Raw genomic sequence first — 18,087 nt, forward strand, 5'->3', positions numbered from 1 at the left:
TAGCAGTATGGGAGACGACGAGCTTAACGAACTCCGCAAACGCAGGATGGCGCAGCTGCAGCAGCAGGCTGGCGATCAGCAGTCAATGCAGGAAGAGCTCGAACGCCAGAAGCGCCAGAAGTCCCAGATCCAGATGATACTCATGCAGATCCTCGAGCCGGATGCACGGGAACGCCTGAATACCATCAAACTCACCAAGCCGGATTTCGCCGGCGCGGTCGAGCAGCAGCTTATCGCGCTCGCACAGAGCGGACGGCTGCAGAAGAAGATCACCGATGCACAGTTCAAGGAGCTGCTCAGGCAGCTCGCGCCCGCCAAACGGGATTACTCCATAACACGGAAATAATGAAAGCCGGAGTGCTGTACAGCGGCGGAAAGGACAGTTCCCTTGCATCCATCATGCTGGGTACGTATTATGAGGTCGAACTCAACACGTTCGTGTTCGACCCGTCCCGCCGGATCCCGGAGGTCGGGGCTGCGGCAGAAGCGCTGGGGTTTCCCCACAGGAAACGAGTATTTGAGAAAGGATTGCTGAACGAAATGGTGGACCTGGTCGTGGAGAAGGGGTATCCGAACGATGCCATCAACCGCGTGCACCAGGCCGCCGTGGAAACGCTTGCGGGCGAGTATGACGTGGTCGGGGATGGCACACGGTTTGATGACCGGGTCCCGATGCTCACCCGCGATGCGGTCCAGAGCCTCGGCAGCAGGACAGGGTGTTCGTACGTGCGGCCCCTGCTCGGCTATGTCAGGGCGGAAGTCGACCGGCTTGCAGACCGGTTTCTTGTCGTAGAGTACGGGGAAACGGGGACGATCCGGAACGGCGATTACGAAGCAGAGATCAGGGAGGCATTCCAGGCCCGCGGGCTGGACTATGCTCCCCTGTTCCCGAAGCACCACGAACAATCGCTCGTGGTGGGCAGGAAAGGATAATTACCAAGGTGAAGAAGATGAGCAAACTAAGCAAAGGCAGGAAAATCCGGCTTGCAAAGGCGTGCGACCAGAACCGGCGCGTGCCCCAGTGGGTTATGGTCAGGACCAAGCGTTCGGTGGTTGCGCACCCGAAAAGGCGCAACTGGCGCAAGAGCACGCTGAAGGTGTGAGCTATGGCAGAGAAGATGGAAGAGCATATCTATATCATCCCCCTGCGTGAGGCACGGCGTATGCCCCGCTGGAAGCGGTCCAACGGTGCTATCAAGGACATCAGGAAGTACCTCGCCAAGCACATGAAGAGCGAGGACGTCAAGATCGACCAGGGCATCAACGAGAAGGTCTGGGCACGGGGCAGCCAGAAGCCGCCGTCCAAGATCCGGGTCCGGGCCATGAAGATGGAGGACGGGCAGGTTCAGGCAGAACTTGCACCGGAATCGTAAGATGGAAAGGACGATCACGTTTGGAGGCGATCCGAACATCGGGGTGTTTGCCCGGGTGCTCGGGGACATCGCCATCATCCCCCCGGAGTCAACGGATGATTTCAGGGCGGCAGTGAAGGCGGCTCTCAACGTGGAGCTGGTCGAGACGACCATCCAGGGAAGCACCATCATCGGCTCGCTCGTTGCCGGGAACAGCCGGGGCCTCGTCGTCTCGGGGCTGGCGACCGAAGACGAGGTCGATATCCTTGCGGAGCACCGCGAGGTCCTGCTGCTCCACGAGTCGATGAATGCCGCGGGCAACGTGATCATGGCGAACGACAGCTTTGCCGCAGTCCACCCGGACATGCCCACGGACATGATGCACGCGATCGGCGAGTTCCTCGGGGTCGAAGTGATCACGCTCGTGCTCGGCGGTGTCAAGACCGTGGGGATGGCCGGAGTCGCGACCAACAAGGGTGTGATCGTGCACCCGCGGGCAACCGACCAGCAGATCGCCCGGCTCGAGCAGGTAGCAAAAGTCCCGGTCGGGACGGGCTCGATCAACATGGGCAGCGGGCTCGTGGGTACCGGGCTTCTCGTCAACGAGTCAGGCTATATCGCCGGAAACGCGACGAGCGGGTTTGAACTGGGCAGGATTGAGGATGTATTTGGATTTTTGGAGTGAGTAAATTGGCAGATCAGAAGTTTGAAGTGAAAGGAACCTTCAGGATGGGCGAGGACTGGATGCCGTACACGAAAGTGATCGAGGCACCCAACGAGAACCAGGCGAAGGAACGCACCTTTGCTGTCATCGGCAGCAAGCACAACCTGAAGCGGCGCTATATCAAGATCGATGCAGTGAAGGCCGTTTAAGGTTGGAACATTTTTCTTTTATTCTCTTTTGAGCGCCGTTGTCGCTAAATGACTTCTTCAGCCATCGGTGGTTTTTCTAGCATAAAAATTCGTTTGATCAAGGTACCCGTGAAATAGAGGATACTGGAAATTGAGTGGGTAAGTAAAATTGAGAAGAAGAATACAGTTTGACTTGCATGTGTCAATTCTGCTATATTTGAAGAATGCGGTGTTAATCCGATAATAATGTGATAAACACTGCTCAGTATCCAAATTACGATTACTGTATATCCAAAAATTGTTAGAACGAGTCCTCCGTTGGATGAACCAATTATATTTCGAATCGCCGTATTAAACCATGCACCGCAAATCAAAACAAAATACAAAAATATTGCGAGAGCCATCCAAAGAACCCAATCAGAATAATTTGAATATAGATATGTGATCAAACTGAAGAAAAACATTAGAAAAAGGATTAGGAACATTACGATGAAAAAAGTTTGAAATGTTGTAAAAAAAGTTTCATCTTTTTGCCTGATTAATGAAAAAAAAGTGATCATGGAATCATAGAAAATTATTGTAATTAATAATCCCATGAGGGAAATAAGAAATAAAATTCCGAATACTAAATTTTCATCATTTGTCGGTTTATTCAGGCTAAAAAGGAAGCCTGCTAGCGCGCCAAATATTGCTATCATTGTAAAAATCGTTTTGTTTCGCTCAAAAAAATCATAAATGATACTCATTTTATGATTTACTGGTGAAACTGGTCCTTGCGACATTGATGTATAATGATATAAATTAAAGTCCGATATAAAAACTCTGTAAAAATGTTGTTTGGATTTGGTGCCGTGAGGATTTATCTGGGATCTTGGCGCTCCATTTCATTCGGTACGCATATCTTACCATTACGATGAAACGCCGCCGCCCCCGACGGGGCGCCCCCGCGGCGGATCAATTACCAAAACTAATACTTAAAAAATCTTTTTGCCCCGCCGTGCCTCGGAGAGGCCCTGAGGCGGGGAACACTCGTTTAATTTTCTTTTTGGTTATATCCACGTTTTTCAGATAAGTGGATGCTTCAGGGAAAAAACAGTAGTTTTTTCCGCAGTCGAAGTGGCTATCCCAAAAAAATCTACTGAGATTAAAAGTTGTAGTGGAATTGCATGGGGACACAATAATTCCGGGCTAATGGCATGACTCCAATATCCTGGGAATAATTCTGCGATACATTTCCGCTGCCCTGATTTAGCGGCGACCCGACCTCCCGGTCTTCATCGCACGTCCGGGGTGATCACCCAGGATCCGACCATTCCACCCCCCTTAAATCGCACCTGAACCATGATCCAAGACCCGATCCTCCATCCTATTAGGTTCTGTTAGCGCAGTTTTCGTGCTACGACGTAAAATTCGCCAAACGGGGGATGAATAGAGCGATTTAAAATCATATGAGCAGGTATTTTTGTGAATTCCGCAGTTTTTCGGTTGCCCGAAAGAAATTGCCTCCGGGAAAAACACCTGAAATGACCTTCGTTTTCAAAAAGGAGGCTGATTTATGATGTGGAGTTCTTTGTCAGGAGAGGTACTCCCGGAGATATCATTCTCCGACGGAGGAATCTTCACCCGGTGCCGGGCCAGGTGGATCGGGGGATGTATTCCCGGGTTCCGGAGCGGCCGGAACATCCGGCCGGGCGACGGGTCCCTCCGTCTTCGGCCGCGGCACCGGTGATTTTGCCGGGAGCGGCTGCCCGTCCCTGCCGAGCTCGATGAGCGTTGTGTCGCAGACACGGAAGAACCGGTAGGCGTACTCGGGCGAGCAGAACCAGAGCTCGCGGGAGATCTCCTGAGAAGACGGGAACAACCGGAGGCCGGCGATCTCTTCTGCTGCGTGCCGTTCCAGCCACTGCACGGTGCAGCGGAGGTACCGCATCCGCTTGATCTTGACCGGGGCGTGGCACTCGGGGATCGTGATGGTGAAGTCGCAGATCATTCCCGGCCCGCGCTCGTAATGCTGGACGTGTCCGCGCTTTTTTGCGATCGCGTCTGCTTCAGCAAGTGCCCGGAGCGGGTGGCGGCTCATAAGGATCCTCCGGATAATTTTCCCGGGACTTCCCGGCGTAGTTTCACCGGTCCACCCGGATGATTCCGCGAAATACCGGATGCTCCCACCGCTGGTTTTTCTCCCGGCCGGCCGTATTTTCTCGTGACATTGTAGTTCCTGTCGATGGCAATCTCTCCTGAGTTGTTTATCGCTGGATCACAACCGTTTTTGGCCGGTCGGACCAAATGCTTCCGGAGAAATTATTCGCCAAATTATATATACTTTGTAATATGGTCTGAATCCGTGAAGAACATCACCAGACATCCGGCCTGAACCAAGGTCCCGGTCGGTTATGACTGCCCCGCCGTACTTCATCCATTCCGAGATTCTGCAGGTCGAAGAACTTGATGGTCCTTCTCAAATCGATCCTCGCTGTTGGGGCGATTGACTCCTCGGAGAGGCCCTGCGGTGGGGAAGCCTCACTGATATTGGGGGAAATCTGGCGTTGCCCAAGGCAAGGGCAGGTTCGAGAAGATGCGAGAGCATCTTCGCCGTGCCATGGTGGCAGGCAATTCGAAGAACGCTGATGCGTTCTTCTCGTGTCTCCATGACTTTGTCATGTCAACATCCCCAAGAGTGACTGCTTGTTTCTCTGAGAATTTCAACAGAGCCATCTTTTCCCTTCATTGACCGGAGAATGGACCGGGCATTGCCAACCGGGGGCAGAATGAACAGTACCGCCTTTTTTATCTGGTCGTGTACCAGATACCTCATCATGAAGGAAGAGACCCGCTGGAAGTTGATCACGGGTATCGGTCTGGTTACGCTGACCCTCCTGCTGATGACGGTTCACTACCTCGTATTCCAGGATTCACGCTACCTGTTCACGTACTTACTCGCGGATCTGGCTTTCATCCCCATCGAAGTCCTGATCGTCACGCTCATCATCGACCAGTTGCTGGAGTCCCGGGAGCGGCAGCAGCGAATGGAGAAGATGAACATGGTGATCGGGATATTCTTTTCCCGGATCGGGACCCAGTTGCTTGCCACGCTCTCCCGGGCCGATCCGTACCCCGGGCCCCTGCAGGCACAGATGGTGGCAGGCACTGACTGGACCGCGGAGCGGTTCCGTGAAGCACACGAGGGCCTGACGAGCTGGGAATGCAGAATCGACACTGCACGCGTCGACCGCGAAGCGCTGCGGGCGCTCCTCCTGCAGAATGAGGACTTTCTCCTTCGCATTGTGGAGAACCCGATGGTCTTCGAGCACGAGTCCTTCACGGACCTGATCCTCGCGATCACCCATCTCGATGAGGAGTTAAAGGCCCGGGCCGATCTCCTGCACCTGCCCCCGGCTGATATTGCCCACCTCAAAGCCGATATGGAGCGGGGATATTCGCGGCTGGTGCCCGAGTGGCTGAAGTACATGGAGTACCTGCGGAACCATTACCCGTACCTGTTCAGCCTCGCGATGCGGACGAACCCGTTCGACGAGAAGGCCACCGTTGTGATAAGTGACTGATCGGCTTCCTGCGGGAAGCTGGCCGAAAACCTCCGGGGATTCAGTGGAAGCAGGGGCAGGATGTGAAGTAGCGGGATGGCTGGCGGCCCCCTTGTGGCGTTGGTACCCCAGGGTTAGCCATGGACAGGTGCCACGGGGCTCTCAGGTGTCACGCTTCCGGGGCCTGCCCTCAGCGGAAAAACCGTTTGATCTTACTTTGCGTTTCGGAACCGGAAATTCCCCCGGGGCACCACGATCTCGAACCGTGCACCCGTGCCCGGGAACCCGGTCTCCGCGATACTCATGCCGGTGATTGCGAGGATCTCCCGCACGAGAAAGAGGCCAAAGCCGGTGTTCCTGCCAAAACCTTTGGAAAAGATCTTCTGCTTGTCCTGCACCCGGACCCCTTCCCCGTCATCTTCGGCCACGAGGACAAGGTCATCCCCGCTCTCCTCGTACCGGAACCGGATGGTGCTGACCGCTCCCCCGTGCCGAAAGGCATTGTCGATCAGGTTGTACACGACCTTGACAAACAGGGGGTCGGCAAAGACCTCGAGCTCCCCGCACTCGTTGACAAACTTCACATCCCCCGTTCCCAGCCCGGACGCTGCCCGGGAGACGATGTCAGCGACGCACTGCCAGCAGGGGCTGTGCACGCCGAGTTCCTGGTAGTCCTTGGTGAACTCGATCTGGTCGCCCAGCATCCCGGCGATCTCATCGATCTTCCGGAGGAAGTCCTGTACCGCAGCCGGGTCTTTTGCCCGCCGTGCGAGCTCGATGTACCCGATGAGGACGGTCAGCTGGTTGAGGATGTCGTGCCGCGTCACCGACGAGAGCAGGTTCAGCTTGGCGCCGGCCTTCCGGAGTGCGTCGTCAGACGCTATCCGGTCGGTCACGTTGCGGAGGATCGAGATCATCCCGACCGGTTCCCCGTCGGCGCCGGTCAGCACTGACGAGCTGATCTCGGCATGGAACCGGGTCCCGTCTTTTCTCTGCAGCAGGAAGAGTGAGGATGGTGATGTCGGTGATTTACTCCGGATGAACTGGAGGAAACGTTCTTTTACCTCTTCGCGCATCTCCGGGACAATCCAGTCAAAGAGGGGAGTGCCGAGGGCGTCCTTCTCCGAGGCGAGGCCGAACAGGCTGATGGCGGCCGGAGATGTGTAACTGAGGATCCCGTCGGTGTTGGTGAGCGTGATGGCATCCGGGGAGGTCTCAAAGATGGTCCGGTGGAGCATCTCGGACTGGCGAAGTGCCTCCTTGGACCGGGCTGCTGCGACCGCCTGGCGGATCTTGTGGGCGAGCTCGGTGAACTGGGCCGTCGCGTCGCCGCCCTTCTGCACGTAAAACGTGGCCCCGTTGTTGATCGCCTGGATAACGATCTCTTCCCTGCCCTTGCCGGTGAAGAGGATGAACGGGACCTCGGGGTCCTGCTGCCGGATGATCTTCAAGAATTCTATGCCATCCATCTGCGGCATCATGTAATCGGAGAGGATAGCGTCGAACCTGCCGGACGAGAGGATATCGAGTGCCTCTGCCCCGGAAGTGGTCGTCCTGACAGAAAAACCGCTGGCCTTTCCCAGGAACAGCTGGGTGATTTCCAGCAGCGATCGCTCGTCGTCAACGTAGAGGACGGATATGGAATCGTGATCCGGCATTCGTGATACTACATCTCATCGTCTGGCATGATAATTATTGGCGATTCGGCACATGGTCCTGATGGGAGATACCCAACGGCAGTTCAGTGACCGGAATCCGGATACGGGCTTGGTAATCAGGCCCCCAGCCCGGGAATGCCGTTCCCCCCTATCAACCCCCTGCTTTGAAGACCAGCCACTCGTTCTTCCCGGCCCGTTTGAACCTGACGAGCACGTAGTGGCCCGACAGCCTTTTCCCGTGGAGGGTGACCTCGATCTTGTCGTCATGCCAGGCCCGGGTATCGTAGGTGCCGTTGTCCCAGATGGTGACCTCGCCGGCCCCGTACTCCCCGGCCGGGATCGTCCCTTCGAACCTCGCGTATTCCAGCGGATGGTCCTCGACTGCCACCGCGAGGTGCTTTGCTCCCGGGGCCTCCGGCACGCCTTTGGGCACAGCCCAGCTCCTGAGCACGCCGTCCCGCTCCAGTCTCAGGTCATAGTGCAGTTTGTGCGAGTGGTGTTCCTGGATGACGAAGGATCTCCCCTCACCGCTCATGGTCGTCGCTCCCTCCGGTTCCGTTGTCCGTGAAAAATTCCGTCTTTCATAATAGTTCCTCATTGCCTGTTCCTGCGCCGGCCCTGTCTTCCGGTCCTCATGAATCAGTTTTCTTTGGGAACGGATCCCGCCGTCACTTCCCGCTCCGGCAGTGGAATGGAGCGCCGGTTCGTACGCTCCCGGCCCGCTTCTGGCCTCCGTTTCCCGGAACTGGTCCAGAGTGCAGTCTTCTGCCCGCTTGTCCGGGCGGAGGCGGATGAACCGGGCGATCCGCAGTTTCCCGTCCCGGGTCACTGCCTGGAATGCCACCTCGCAGACAAGGACCGGCTCCAGCCAGGCCACCTCCCCGGCTGGCCCGCCCTCCTCCAGTTGCGGGACCGGGGTACGGTACCGGGAGAAGACCGCCATGAGGTCCGCGAGGTCCCGCTCCCGGAACCCGGTCCCGACTTTGCCGACGGAGATGAGCCTCCGGGTATGCAGCGGGCCGGGCACTATCCGTGGGGTGAGTTCGGGGCCCCTTTTCTCCGGGGAAGGGTCTCCATCCACCCCGCTCCCATACAGGCCGAGGAGGAGGGCACCGAATGCCGTCCTACGCCGGCCCCGCCCTGAAGTATACCCGGCGATGACGGAGTCGCAGGTCCTCTGCGCCCTGACTTTCAGCCAGGAGCCGCTCCGCACGCCGGACTCGTAAGGACTGTCCCTCCGTTTTGCCATGACCCCCTCGAGCCCCCGGGCGATCGCGGCCCGGAAATACTCCTCTCCTCTTCCCGTGACGGGAACGGAGAGCGCAACATGGGCCCCTTCGCTGACGGAACCTTCAAGGATCTTCCTCCGCTCGGAGAGCGGGAGGGAAGTCAGGTCCTTTCCATCCTTTTCAAGGATGTCGAAGACGATGTAGGTTACAGGGGCCTCCCCGTCCCCGGGAGGCAGCATCCGGGCTGCCTGGACCCTCGGGAGGAGGGCCTGGATGTCAGGCTTCCCGCCGTTCATCGCTACGATCTCCCCGTCAAGTACGGTTCCCGGGGCAAGGGCGGCAAGCCCTCCAAGTTCCGGGAACTGTCCTGCCAGTTCCCTGTCGTTCCGGCTCATGAGCGAGAGGGTGTCGTTCACGTAGGCGATCGCCCGGATCCCGTCCCACTTGATCTCAAAGAGCCACCCGTCATCGCTGAACGGGCCCGCAGCGGATTCCGGGAGCATGGGATGGTATCGTTTCATGGGGGACCAGGATTCAGGCAGTTCATTTCCCTGAGAGGGTGGCAAGCGTCTCCTGCAGGGCCTGCATCAGCTCTTTTGCCTCCTCAGGGCGGCGGGGCTCTTCGTACACGAGCTTCTCCCCGGCGAGTTTCTTCTCGATCAGCGCCATGACGGCTTCCCGGTACCGGTCATGAAAGTCGGCGAGGGAAAAATCCCCGGAGAGTTCCGAGATGATCCGCTTTGCAAGGGCAAGTTCAGTCTCCTTCGGCGCCGGGAGGGCGGCCATCACGTCGAATGCCCGGGGCGGGGTGACTTCGTCGGCATACCGGAGGGTGGTCAGTACGAGCCCCCCGCTATAGGCATGGACCACGACGGGGTACTCCTTCGTCCTGAGCGTGATGGTCCCGACCGCCGCCCGCCCGAGGTCCTGGAGGGCGGTGACGAGGAGGGCATACGCCTCCTCGCTCCGGTCCGGCAGGAGCACGTAACTGGTCTCGAAGTACATCGGGTCGAGGGAGAGGTAGAACACGAATTTCTCGATCCGGATCTTCCGGTCGGATTCGGGCATCACCGCTTTCAGCTCATCGGGTGTAAAGACGAGGAACTCCCCTTTCCTGACCTCGTACCCCTTCACCGTCTCAGCCCAGGGGACCACCCGACCGTCTTTTGTGCATACCCGGTCGTACCGGAGCGGCTGCCCGTCGCTGCGGTGGAGCAGCCGGAAGGAGAAGGACCGGTCCCTCGTCATCGTGCGGAGGCTGACCGGTACATTGATGAGGCCGATGGATATGGTGCCGCTCCAGAACGACCGCCCGGCCCTGCCAGTCAGGGAATCTTCCGCCCGCGGCTCCGGCGGGACGGAGGCGACGGACTTTTTTGTTCTTCCGGTCTGCCGGCCCACCGTACCATCTGCCATCAGCGGTACTGTACTGGCAACCCCGCTCTTATCCCCGGGCCGGTCTTTCCGTGACCGGCTGCCGGGCTTATCTCCCGATTGCCTGCCTGTCTTCAAAAATTCCCCTCCATGGATCCTCTTTCCTGAACATCATTGTCCTGATATTAAAATCTTCGGGACGGGTCCCCTTTCGGATCTCGTCCCATTCGAGCGGTGCGGATACGCTCGCACCCGGGGTCGCCCGGAGCGAGTAGGGGGCTGCCATGGTTTTCCCGCGGGCATTCTGGAGGTAGTCGATGAAGATGGTCCCGGGGTCCCGGGAACGGGGGAACTCGGAGACCACGTACGGGATGTCCCGCGCGATCCGCTTCCCGGTACTGTGGGCAAACCCCCGGACTTCATCGAACCTGTGGCCGGGGGAAAGGGGCACCACGATATGGAGCCCTTTTTTCCCGGAGGTCTTCACGTACGGATGGATCCCTTCATCCTCCAGATGTTCCCGGACCACGCGGGCTACGGAAAGGACATCGTCAAAAATAAGCGGCGGTTCCGGGTCGATGTCGAAGAGCAGGAAGTCGGGGGAATCATAGGCAGCCTGTGTCGAGAGGGCGATGTGAAGTTCAAGGGAGGCAAGGTTGGCAAGCCAGATGAGCGTATCGAGGTTGTTGCAGACCACGAAATGCACATCACGGCCCGCGGTCTCCGACCAGCGGGTAAAGGTGTCCACGTAGTCCGGGGCCCCCCGGGGGGCATCTTTCTCGTAGAAATTTACCCCTCCCACTCCTTCCGGGAACCGGTGCATGGTGAGCGGGCGGTCCTGCAGGAACGGGAGCATCCGCGGGGCCATCCGTATGTAGTAGGTGATGACCTCTTCCTTGGTGATCCTGGCCGCAGGGAACATTATTTTGCCAAGGTTGGTCATGTGGACACGAGTGAGAGTACCGGCTGACAACCCTCCTTTGTCCCTCTCCGGTTTCCCTGTCATTGGGAGTAGTGGATGTTACCGGGTAAAAAAAATACCTTGACAGGATCTTCGCATGTGCCGGATTTCCGGCGCAAAAAAAAATTACTTGTTGATATGCACCACTTTAGCGGGCGGGAACCCGTTAAAGTACGTGGACGAAGCGTGGGAATAGGCCCCGATGTTCTCGGAATAGACGAGATCGCCGATATCGAGGTCCGGCAGTTCCGCCGAGAGTGTTATCGTATCGAAGGCATCGCAGGTAGGGCCGAAGACCGCCGAGATCTGCGTCTCGCCATCCCTGAACGGCAGCACCGGGTAATTGATGTGGTCGAAGACCTGCCCTGAATACGTATGGTACACCCCGTCGTTGATATAATAACAGTGCTTCCCGTCGCGGAACGCCTTCCCGACCACCTTTGAGACGAGCGTGCAGGTGTTGGCTACGAGGAACCGTCCCGGCTCCGCGAGGATCTGCATGTCTTTTGGGAAGAGGCGTTTGATCTCGGTGTTCAGTTTCCTGGCGAGCGTCCGGATGGAGCGGATCCCGGGGTGGTACTTCACCGGGAAACCGCCGCCGATATCGAGGATCCGGATCTTCCGCCCGGTCCGGGTCTCCACTTCGCTGATGATATTTGCCGAGAGCTGGAGGGCCTGCATGTAGTTCTCGAAGTTGGTACACTGGCTGCCCACGTGGAAACTCAACCCCTCTACTTCGAGACCCATGTCGAACGCCGAGACGATCAGGTCGACCGCCTCGCCCGGGTGGGCGCCGAACTTGGAGGAGAGCTCGACCATGGAGCCGGTATTCGGCACGCGGATCCTGAGTACGAGGCCGGCGTGCGGGGCATGCTCGCTGATCTTCCGGAGCTCGTAGATGTTGTCGAAGGTGACGAGAGGCCTGTACTGGTCGAGGGCCTCGAGGGTCTCGATCGGCTTGATGGTATTGGCATAGATGATCTTGTCCCAGATCCAGTCCAGGCGCTCCTTCTTGGGCATGGTCTTGATGTTCTCGTACACGATCATGAACTCGGGCATGGACGCCACGTCGAAACTGCACCCCATGTCGTAGAGGGTCCTGACGATCTCGGGATTGGAATTGGCCTTGACGGCAAAATAGACCTGGACATCGGGCATGTGTTCCCGGAATTCCCGGTAGTTTTCCCGGATTTTCTCGTGATCGATAACAAAGATGGGTGTCCCGTGCTCGCGGGCAAGGACCTGAAGGAGTTCCAGCCGGACCTTCCCGATATGGTGGACGGGAGTCTCCTCAGTCCCTTTCTTCTTCCGCCTCTTTTTCGTGTCGACCGCTGTTTTTGTCATTATATGATTGATTTACTGTACGAATAAGAAGTTTTTGAATTGCCAGATATCCTCCCGGTCGTAATCGTTCTCCGGGTTCTCCTTGAAGTAGACCACGCGGTTCTTCAGGGGCGTCCAGTCGGACGGCCCGGACCAGAACTCGCCGAGATACGGCTTCGCGATCTCGAGGACGAACTCGTGCGGCAGGTCGTCGGGGAGGCAGAACCCTTCCCGGGGGTGCTCGATCATCCACATCACCGCGCTCACTACGCCGAGCGCCACTTGGATGGTAGTGGCGTTCTGGCCGGGCGCGAGTTTCTTGGCCTCGTCGATCGGAAGGATGCTGCCTGTCCACCACGAGTTGTAGGGGTGCCCCATCAGGAGCGCCCCGAGGATGTCGGCACCCGAGACGATCTCCCGGTCGCTCATGATCCGCAGTTTGGGCTGCAGCTCGTAGTTCCTTGCGCGCAGCTCCTGGATGGATGCAATCGTGGCATCGCAGGGCATGTAGGCGTAATGAACCGTCGGGCGGTAGATCGCCTTGCCATCTTTCCAGACCGTCCAGCGGTCGGAGATGCCGAACGCCTCGCCATGCCGGATGACCATACCGACAATCTCCTGGTAGGGGATCCAGGACCGTACCCAGGTGTTGATCCCCATCCGGGGCAGGAGGATCCCGTTCTTCGGGCCTACGGGGGGGATGATCGCCCGGGCGGGGAGTTCCTTCTCATGGGTTCCCCACCCGATCTCTGCGGGAGCGGTGCCCTCTTCCCGGAGCCCTTCGATGCACCAGGTACCGACGAATTCGTCCACTTTCTTGGGGGAGCGGGAGATCTGGGTGTCGTGCTCCGAGCAGTGGATGACTTTGACCCCGGTCTCCATGGCAAGCGAGGCAAAGTCCTGATTTTTGATAAGGGTGAGGATCCGGTCCGGGTCCGGCGCGATCCCGTCGGCGACCATCCGCCCGGCAATATCGACAAGGCCGTGCTTGGCAAAGTGGGAGATCAGGCCCGGGTTGGCACCGTGGTCGACCACGCAGGTGGTGGCGTCCTTCCAGTCCCGGGTCAGCTCCATCAGTTTCATCTGCCGGAAATAGAGCGTCTTCTCGTACGGGGTCGCCGTGAACTTCTCCGCATCGGGGTCCCAGGCCTCGACCGATGTATTGACGTACAGGACGTTGTTCTCGTGGCACCACTGGACGATCTCGCAGCAGTCGATGTTCCACGCGAGGTCGATCAGGAGCCCGCCGGGCGCAAGGTACTCGGAGAGGATCTCGCCCAGGTTCTTCGGGCTGACTCTCTTCTTGAAGAACTGAAGGCCCCGCGTGGTCCAGGCCTTGAGGTCCGCCGACTTGTCCTTGAAGTCGACGATGGTGATATTCTCCAGGGGGATGTTCACGTGCCGGAGCAGGATGGGGAACATGCACTTGGAGACCGCCCCATACCCGATGATCAAAACCTTGTTCCTGAATTCCATCTCATATTCCCCACTGCGTATTGGTTTACCGCAGGATCTGTTGAGTAATTTTGTCTGTGGAGTATTATAAACGTGGGAGCCGGCAGGGCCGGGCGAAGATGAGAGCCGGGCCCCCTGCGGAAAAAACGGCGTCTGTCCACCTGGTTCCCGATTGCAGTGCAGGAGGCCCGGAGCGATAGATACATGTACATACCCCCCAAACCACTCAGAATACCAGTACGACAGGTGAACAGGTGAAGATGGATCTCTGCGCGAGAGCCGGTTCGTGGTGGAAGGCGCTGGACTCGGTGAAACCCTACGCGCTTGCAATCCTCATCCTTGCCGGGCTCGGGTTCGAGCTGGTGATCCACTACCTCCTGAAAATCTCCATCGTCTATACCCATTTTTACTACCTCATCATTGTTGTCGCAGGGCTCTGGTACGGCCGGAAGGCGATCTGGGTGGCACTGTTCTTCGGTGTCCTTCATATTGCGGTCTCGTGGGTCCTGGCCGGATCCGTCACCCCCGACGCGATCCTCCGGGCCCTGATGCTGATCCTGGTCGCATTTATCGTCGGATCGGTCGTGGAAATGATGAACTGTTACCGGGATGAGCTCGAGGTCAAGATGTGCAGCCTTGCAGAGGTGAACGAACGGCTGAAATTTTCCGAGCAGGCGTTTGCGAATGCCAACCGGAAACTGCGGCTCCTCTCCGGTGTCACCCGCCACGACATCAAGAACCAGCTCCAGGCGGTCGAGAGGTTCCTCGAACTCTCGAAGGTGAAGGTCACCGACCCGGATATCCTGCGCTATATCGAAAAGGAAGAGGCAGCGGCCCAGACCATCCGGCGGCAGATCGAGTTTACCAGGAATTACGAGGAGATCGGCGTCCGGGCACCCGAGTGGCAGGACCTGTCCACAGTACTAAAACCGCTGTCATCGTTGCTACCCGAAGGACGGGTGGGCCTGCACATCGACCTGCCCGGGCTTGAAGTGTTTGCCGATCCCCTGCTGGTGAAAGTATTCGAGAACCTTGTCGACAACTCCCTCCGCCATGGTGAACGGGTCCGGCACATCGCGATCACCTCTCTCCAGTACGGTCCTGGGGATCTCGCGCTTGTCTACGAAGACGACGGGATTGGTGTCCATGAAGAGGAGAAGCAGAAGATCTTCGAGAGAGGGTTCGGGAAAAATACCGGGCTCGGGCTCTTCCTCTCAGATGAGATCCTCACCATCTCAGGGTTTTCGATACAAGAGTCGGGCACGTATGGCAAGGGGGCCAGGTTCGAGATCTCCGTGCCGAAAGGAAAATACCGGTTTACCGGAAAAGACCTGCGGAAAACTTCCTGATCCCTGCGGGGGACCGCTTTGGAGAAGCTCCTCCTCCCCCTCACACTTCCATCATGATGTATTTATGGTGATGGAACATACATATCAGGAGTCAGGACTATCCAGGCAGGCATTGATTTTTGGGAGTGGCGGATTTTGGCAGACAAGATGCAACCAATGGACCAGCGCGAATTGCTGACGCTCCAGAACTATCTTCAGGAATACGGGCAGCAAGCAGAGATTTTTGTCAACCAGCTGCAGCTGCTGGAAAACGGGAGGATGGAGGCGCTTGCGGCTATTGAGTCTCTCGAAGCCATGCTCGCTTCTGAGAACAGCACCGTCCTCCTCCAGATCGGCGGAGGGGCGAGCGTCCGGGCAAAAGTCCTTGAACCGGATAAAGTCCTCATTGCGATCGGCGCTGAAGTGGTTGTCGAGCGGACGAACAGGGACGCTGTCGAGTTCCTGAAAGAACGGATCATGGAGATGGAAGCCTCCGCAAAGAAGGTTGCCGACGCTCTTGACCGGCTGCGGTCCCAGATGAATGAGATCAATAAAAGGATCGAGTCGGGCTACCAGCAGGCAGCGGCAGAGCAGTACGGGGAATAACGGGGTTGCCGAAGAACATGTTCGCGGGTCTTCGCGAGAAGCTGCAGGCTGCACGGGACCGGCTCGGGAGCAGCCTCCAGGCCGCTGCCGCATCCCAGGAGCCGGAGGGTCAGGCAGCGCAGCAGGCTGCTGCCCCGGGTCCTGTGCAGGAGGATCGGCCTGATGAGGGCAGGCCCGCCCCTGCTTCCGCATCCACGGGCTTCGTGGACAAGGTCAGGGTCCTCATCCGGGACCGCGAGCTGATCGTCTCCGAGAGGGACGTGGCAGACGCCCTTTCCGAGCTCGAGATGACCCTGCTTGAGAGCGACGTGGCCCTGCCGGCCACCGATGCAATCATCGCCGGAGTCCGGAAGAACCTGGTCGGGAAACACCGGAAGATCGGCGAATCGGTCGACGCTCTCGTGCTCGGCGCCCTCAAATCGGCCCTGCTCGAGGTACTGGGCAGCGGGTTCGACCTCGGCGGCTACATCAGAACCCACGACCGCCCGGTCAAGATCCTCTTCACCGGTGTGAACGGGACCGGAAAGACCACGACGGTAGCCAAGATCGGGGCATATCTCAAGGGGCAGGGGTTCACGGTGGTCATCGGTGCCGGGGACACGTACCGTGCCGGCGCCATCGAACAGATCGGCGTGCATGCCGGACGCCTCGGGATCAAGGTCATCCAGCACCAGGAAGGCGCCGACCCTTCCGCGGTCCTCTTCGATACCGTGCAGTACGCCTCCTCCCACAAGATCGATGTCGTGCTGGCCGATACTGCCGGGAGGTTTCATACCAAGGCAAACCTGATGAACCAGCTGGACAAGATCAAGCGCGTCATGAAGCCCGATCTCATAGTATACGTGGACGAGGCGGTGGCGGGGAACGATGCCGTGACCCGGGCGTCCGAGTTTAACAGGACCATCGGGGCGGATGCTGTTGTCCTCACCAAGGCCGACATGGACTCCCGCGGCGGTGCGGCGATCTCCATCGCCCATACGATCGGAAAACCGCTCATGTTCATCGGCACCGGGCAGGCATACACCGATATCATCCCGTTCGAGCCGGCAAAAGTCGTTGACGAACTGCTGGAGGGCGGTGCCTGATGCTCGACGGTCTCTCTTCGTCTCTCAAGGACGCGCTCAAGAAACTCGCGGGCAGGACCGTGGTCGACCGTGCGGCAGTCGACGAGCTGGTAAAAGACCTCCAGCGGGCACTGATCTCCGCCGATGTCAACGTCAGGCTCGTCATGGAGCTCTCGAAGGCGATCCGGACGCGGTCTCTCGAGGAGGAACCCCCCAAGGGCATGAACGTGCGGGAGCACGTGCTCCGCATCGTGTACCAGGAACTCGTCCGGCTCGTCTGGGCGTCTACCGATGTAAGGCTCGAACCCCAGACTATCCTCATGGCCGGCCTGCAGGGGAGCGGCAAGACCACGACCACGGCAAAGCTCGCCCGCTATTTCCAGAAGAAGGGGATGAAAGTCGGTGTGATCTGCGCCGACACGTTCCGACCGGGGGCCTTCGACCAGATCTCGACGCTCTGCAGCAGGATCAATGTCCCGTGTTTCGGCAACCCTCAGGAGAAGGACGCCCTCAAAATAACCCGCGAAGGGCTCGAGGCATTCAGGGACCTCGAACTGATCATCGTCGATACCCAGGGCCGCCACGCGCTCGAGGCCGATCTCATCCGGGAGATCATCGAGCTGAACGTACTCACGAAGGCCACCCACCGCTGGCTCGTGATCGACGCGGCGCTCGGCCAGCAGGCGAGCGAGCAGGCCCGGCGGTTCCACGAGGCGATCGGCATCGACGGGGTCATCATCACCAAGATGGACGGGACCGCAAAGGGCGGGGGCGCCATGTCCGCAGTGGCGGAGACCAAGAGCGGGATCGCCTTCATCGGGAGTGGCGAGACGATCGAAGACCTCGAGCGGTTCGATCCCGACGGGTTCATCTCCCGCCTCCTCGGCATGGGCGACCTGAAAGCACTGGTCGAACGGGCGAGCGAGGCGATCAACCCTGATGACGTGGATGTCAACTCCGTGATGAAGGGGAAGTTCACCCTCCGCGACATGTACAAGCAGCTCGAGGCACTCAACAAGATGGGCCCCCTGAAGCAGATCATGGGCATGCTGCCGCTCGGGAACATGCAGCTTCCCGAAGGCGTCTACGATGTCACGAGCACCAAGATGGTGCGGTACCGGATCATCATGGATTCGATGACGGCAACGGAGCTTGACGACCCTGCTCTCATCAGCAGTTCCCGCATGCAGCGGATCGCCCACGGGGCAGGCGCCACGCCGGACGAGGTGCGGGAGCTCCTGAAATACTACAAGATGATGCAGCGCACCCTCAAGGGGCTCCGGGGCGGGGGCGGGAAATTCAACATGCAGCGCCTGATGAAGCGCTTCTCCGGAATGCAGTGA

19 protein-coding genes are annotated in these 18,087 nt (G+C 58.5%); 11 read left to right on the plus strand and 8 right to left on the minus strand.

Features of this window, described 5'->3' with window-relative positions; translation table 11 throughout:
• Positions 1-7 precede the first annotated feature (7 nt).
• Genes ABSB80_RS09875 through rpl18a form a run of 6 tightly spaced genes read left to right on the plus strand, consistent with a single transcriptional unit; the run spans position 8 to position 2,225 of the window.
• Positions 8-346: a DNA-binding protein gene (locus ABSB80_RS09875; RefSeq protein ID WP_428370454.1), complete on the plus strand. Its 339-nt coding sequence runs from the start codon at positions 8-10 to the stop codon at positions 344-346.
• Complete coding sequence (locus ABSB80_RS09880; protein ID WP_428370455.1) at positions 346-933, plus strand: DUF7411 family protein; 588 nt, start codon at positions 346-348, stop codon at positions 931-933. Before ABSB80_RS09875 ends, ABSB80_RS09880 begins: the two co-directional genes overlap by 1 nt.
• A 17-nt stretch (positions 934-950) precedes the next feature.
• Positions 951-1,103, plus strand: a complete 153-nt coding sequence (locus ABSB80_RS09885) for a 50S ribosomal protein L39e (protein WP_321506882.1) — start codon at positions 951-953, stop codon at positions 1,101-1,103.
• A gap of 3 nt (positions 1,104-1,106) precedes the next feature.
• Positions 1,107-1,373 (plus strand): 50S ribosomal protein L31e, encoded by a 267-nt coding sequence (locus ABSB80_RS09890; protein ID WP_428370456.1) that lies wholly within the window; start codon positions 1,107-1,109, stop codon positions 1,371-1,373.
• Position 1,374: 1 nt separating this feature from the next.
• On the plus strand, positions 1,375-2,037 hold the full coding sequence (locus ABSB80_RS09895; protein ID WP_428370457.1) for a translation initiation factor IF-6: 663 nt from the start codon (positions 1,375-1,377) through the stop codon (positions 2,035-2,037).
• Positions 2,038-2,042: 5 nt separating this feature from the next.
• Entirely contained in the window at positions 2,043-2,225 is a 183-nt protein-coding gene (rpl18a, locus tag ABSB80_RS09900; protein WP_428370458.1) for a 50S ribosomal protein L18Ae, read from the plus strand.
• A gap of 44 nt (positions 2,226-2,269) precedes the next feature.
• Here the strand turns inward: rpl18a and ABSB80_RS09905 are convergent, their stop codons facing one another.
• Entirely contained in the window at positions 2,270-2,986 is a 717-nt protein-coding gene (locus tag ABSB80_RS09905) for a hypothetical protein (RefSeq protein ID WP_428370459.1), read from the minus strand.
• An 815-nt stretch (positions 2,987-3,801) separates the two neighbouring features.
• Positions 3,802-4,284 carry a hypothetical protein gene (locus tag ABSB80_RS09910; protein WP_428370460.1) on the minus strand — a complete coding sequence of 161 codons (483 nt, stop codon included), beginning with the start codon at positions 4,282-4,284 and terminating at the stop codon, positions 3,802-3,804.
• 736 nt (positions 4,285-5,020) lie between these two features.
• Here ABSB80_RS09910 and ABSB80_RS09915 point away from each other — a divergent pair.
• Positions 5,021-5,767: a hypothetical protein gene (locus tag ABSB80_RS09915; protein ID WP_428370461.1), complete on the plus strand. Its 747-nt coding sequence runs from the start codon at positions 5,021-5,023 to the stop codon at positions 5,765-5,767.
• A gap of 191 nt (positions 5,768-5,958) precedes the next feature.
• Here the strand turns inward: ABSB80_RS09915 and ABSB80_RS09920 are convergent, their stop codons facing one another.
• The 6 genes from ABSB80_RS09920 to ABSB80_RS09945 all read right to left on the minus strand — a co-directional run bounded on the left by ABSB80_RS09920 (position 5,959) and on the right by ABSB80_RS09945 (position 13,767).
• Positions 5,959-7,404 (minus strand): ATP-binding response regulator, encoded by a 1,446-nt coding sequence (locus tag ABSB80_RS09920; RefSeq protein WP_428370462.1) that lies wholly within the window; start codon positions 7,402-7,404, stop codon positions 5,959-5,961.
• Positions 7,405-7,555: 151 nt separating this feature from the next.
• Positions 7,556-9,154: a DNA polymerase ligase N-terminal domain-containing protein gene (locus tag ABSB80_RS09925; protein ID WP_428370463.1), complete on the minus strand. Its 1,599-nt coding sequence runs from the start codon at positions 9,152-9,154 to the stop codon at positions 7,556-7,558.
• 22 nt (positions 9,155-9,176) lie between these two features.
• A complete protein-coding gene (ku, locus tag ABSB80_RS09930) occupies positions 9,177-10,145 on the minus strand; it encodes a non-homologous end joining protein Ku (protein WP_428370464.1) in 969 nt (322 codons plus the stop codon).
• Complete coding sequence (ligD, locus tag ABSB80_RS09935) at positions 10,117-11,013, minus strand: non-homologous end-joining DNA ligase (RefSeq protein ID WP_428370465.1); 897 nt, start codon at positions 11,011-11,013, stop codon at positions 10,117-10,119. The genes ku and ligD overlap by 29 nt, the downstream gene beginning before the upstream one ends.
• An 81-nt stretch (positions 11,014-11,094) precedes the next feature.
• Positions 11,095-12,312 carry a type III PLP-dependent enzyme gene (locus ABSB80_RS09940; protein ID WP_428370466.1) on the minus strand — a complete coding sequence of 406 codons (1,218 nt, stop codon included), beginning with the start codon at positions 12,310-12,312 and terminating at the stop codon, positions 11,095-11,097.
• Between the two features lie 12 nt (positions 12,313-12,324).
• Complete coding sequence (locus ABSB80_RS09945; RefSeq protein WP_428370467.1) at positions 12,325-13,767, minus strand: saccharopine dehydrogenase NADP-binding domain-containing protein; 1,443 nt, start codon at positions 13,765-13,767, stop codon at positions 12,325-12,327.
• Positions 13,768-14,006: 239 nt separating this feature from the next.
• Here ABSB80_RS09945 and ABSB80_RS09950 point away from each other — a divergent pair, with 239 nt between their 5' ends.
• The 4 genes from ABSB80_RS09950 to ABSB80_RS09965 all read left to right on the plus strand — a co-directional run bounded on the left by ABSB80_RS09950 (position 14,007) and on the right by ABSB80_RS09965 (position 18,087).
• Complete coding sequence (locus ABSB80_RS09950) at positions 14,007-15,095, plus strand: sensor histidine kinase (protein WP_428370516.1); 1,089 nt, start codon at positions 14,007-14,009, stop codon at positions 15,093-15,095.
• Between the two features lie 135 nt (positions 15,096-15,230).
• Positions 15,231-15,680, plus strand: coding sequence for a prefoldin subunit alpha (pfdA, locus tag ABSB80_RS09955; protein WP_428370468.1), 450 nt, complete (start codon positions 15,231-15,233; stop codon positions 15,678-15,680).
• A 17-nt stretch (positions 15,681-15,697) separates the two neighbouring features.
• Complete coding sequence (ftsY, locus tag ABSB80_RS09960) at positions 15,698-16,765, plus strand: signal recognition particle-docking protein FtsY (protein WP_428370517.1); 1,068 nt, start codon at positions 15,698-15,700, stop codon at positions 16,763-16,765.
• Positions 16,765-18,087, plus strand: a complete 1,323-nt coding sequence (locus ABSB80_RS09965; RefSeq protein ID WP_428370469.1) for a signal recognition particle protein Srp54 — start codon at positions 16,765-16,767, stop codon at positions 18,085-18,087. Before ftsY ends, ABSB80_RS09965 begins: the two co-directional genes overlap by 1 nt.

The organism is Methanoregula sp. (assembly GCF_050010295.1).
In the GTDB taxonomy this organism is placed as follows: domain Archaea; phylum Halobacteriota; class Methanomicrobia; order Methanomicrobiales; family Methanospirillaceae; genus Methanoregula.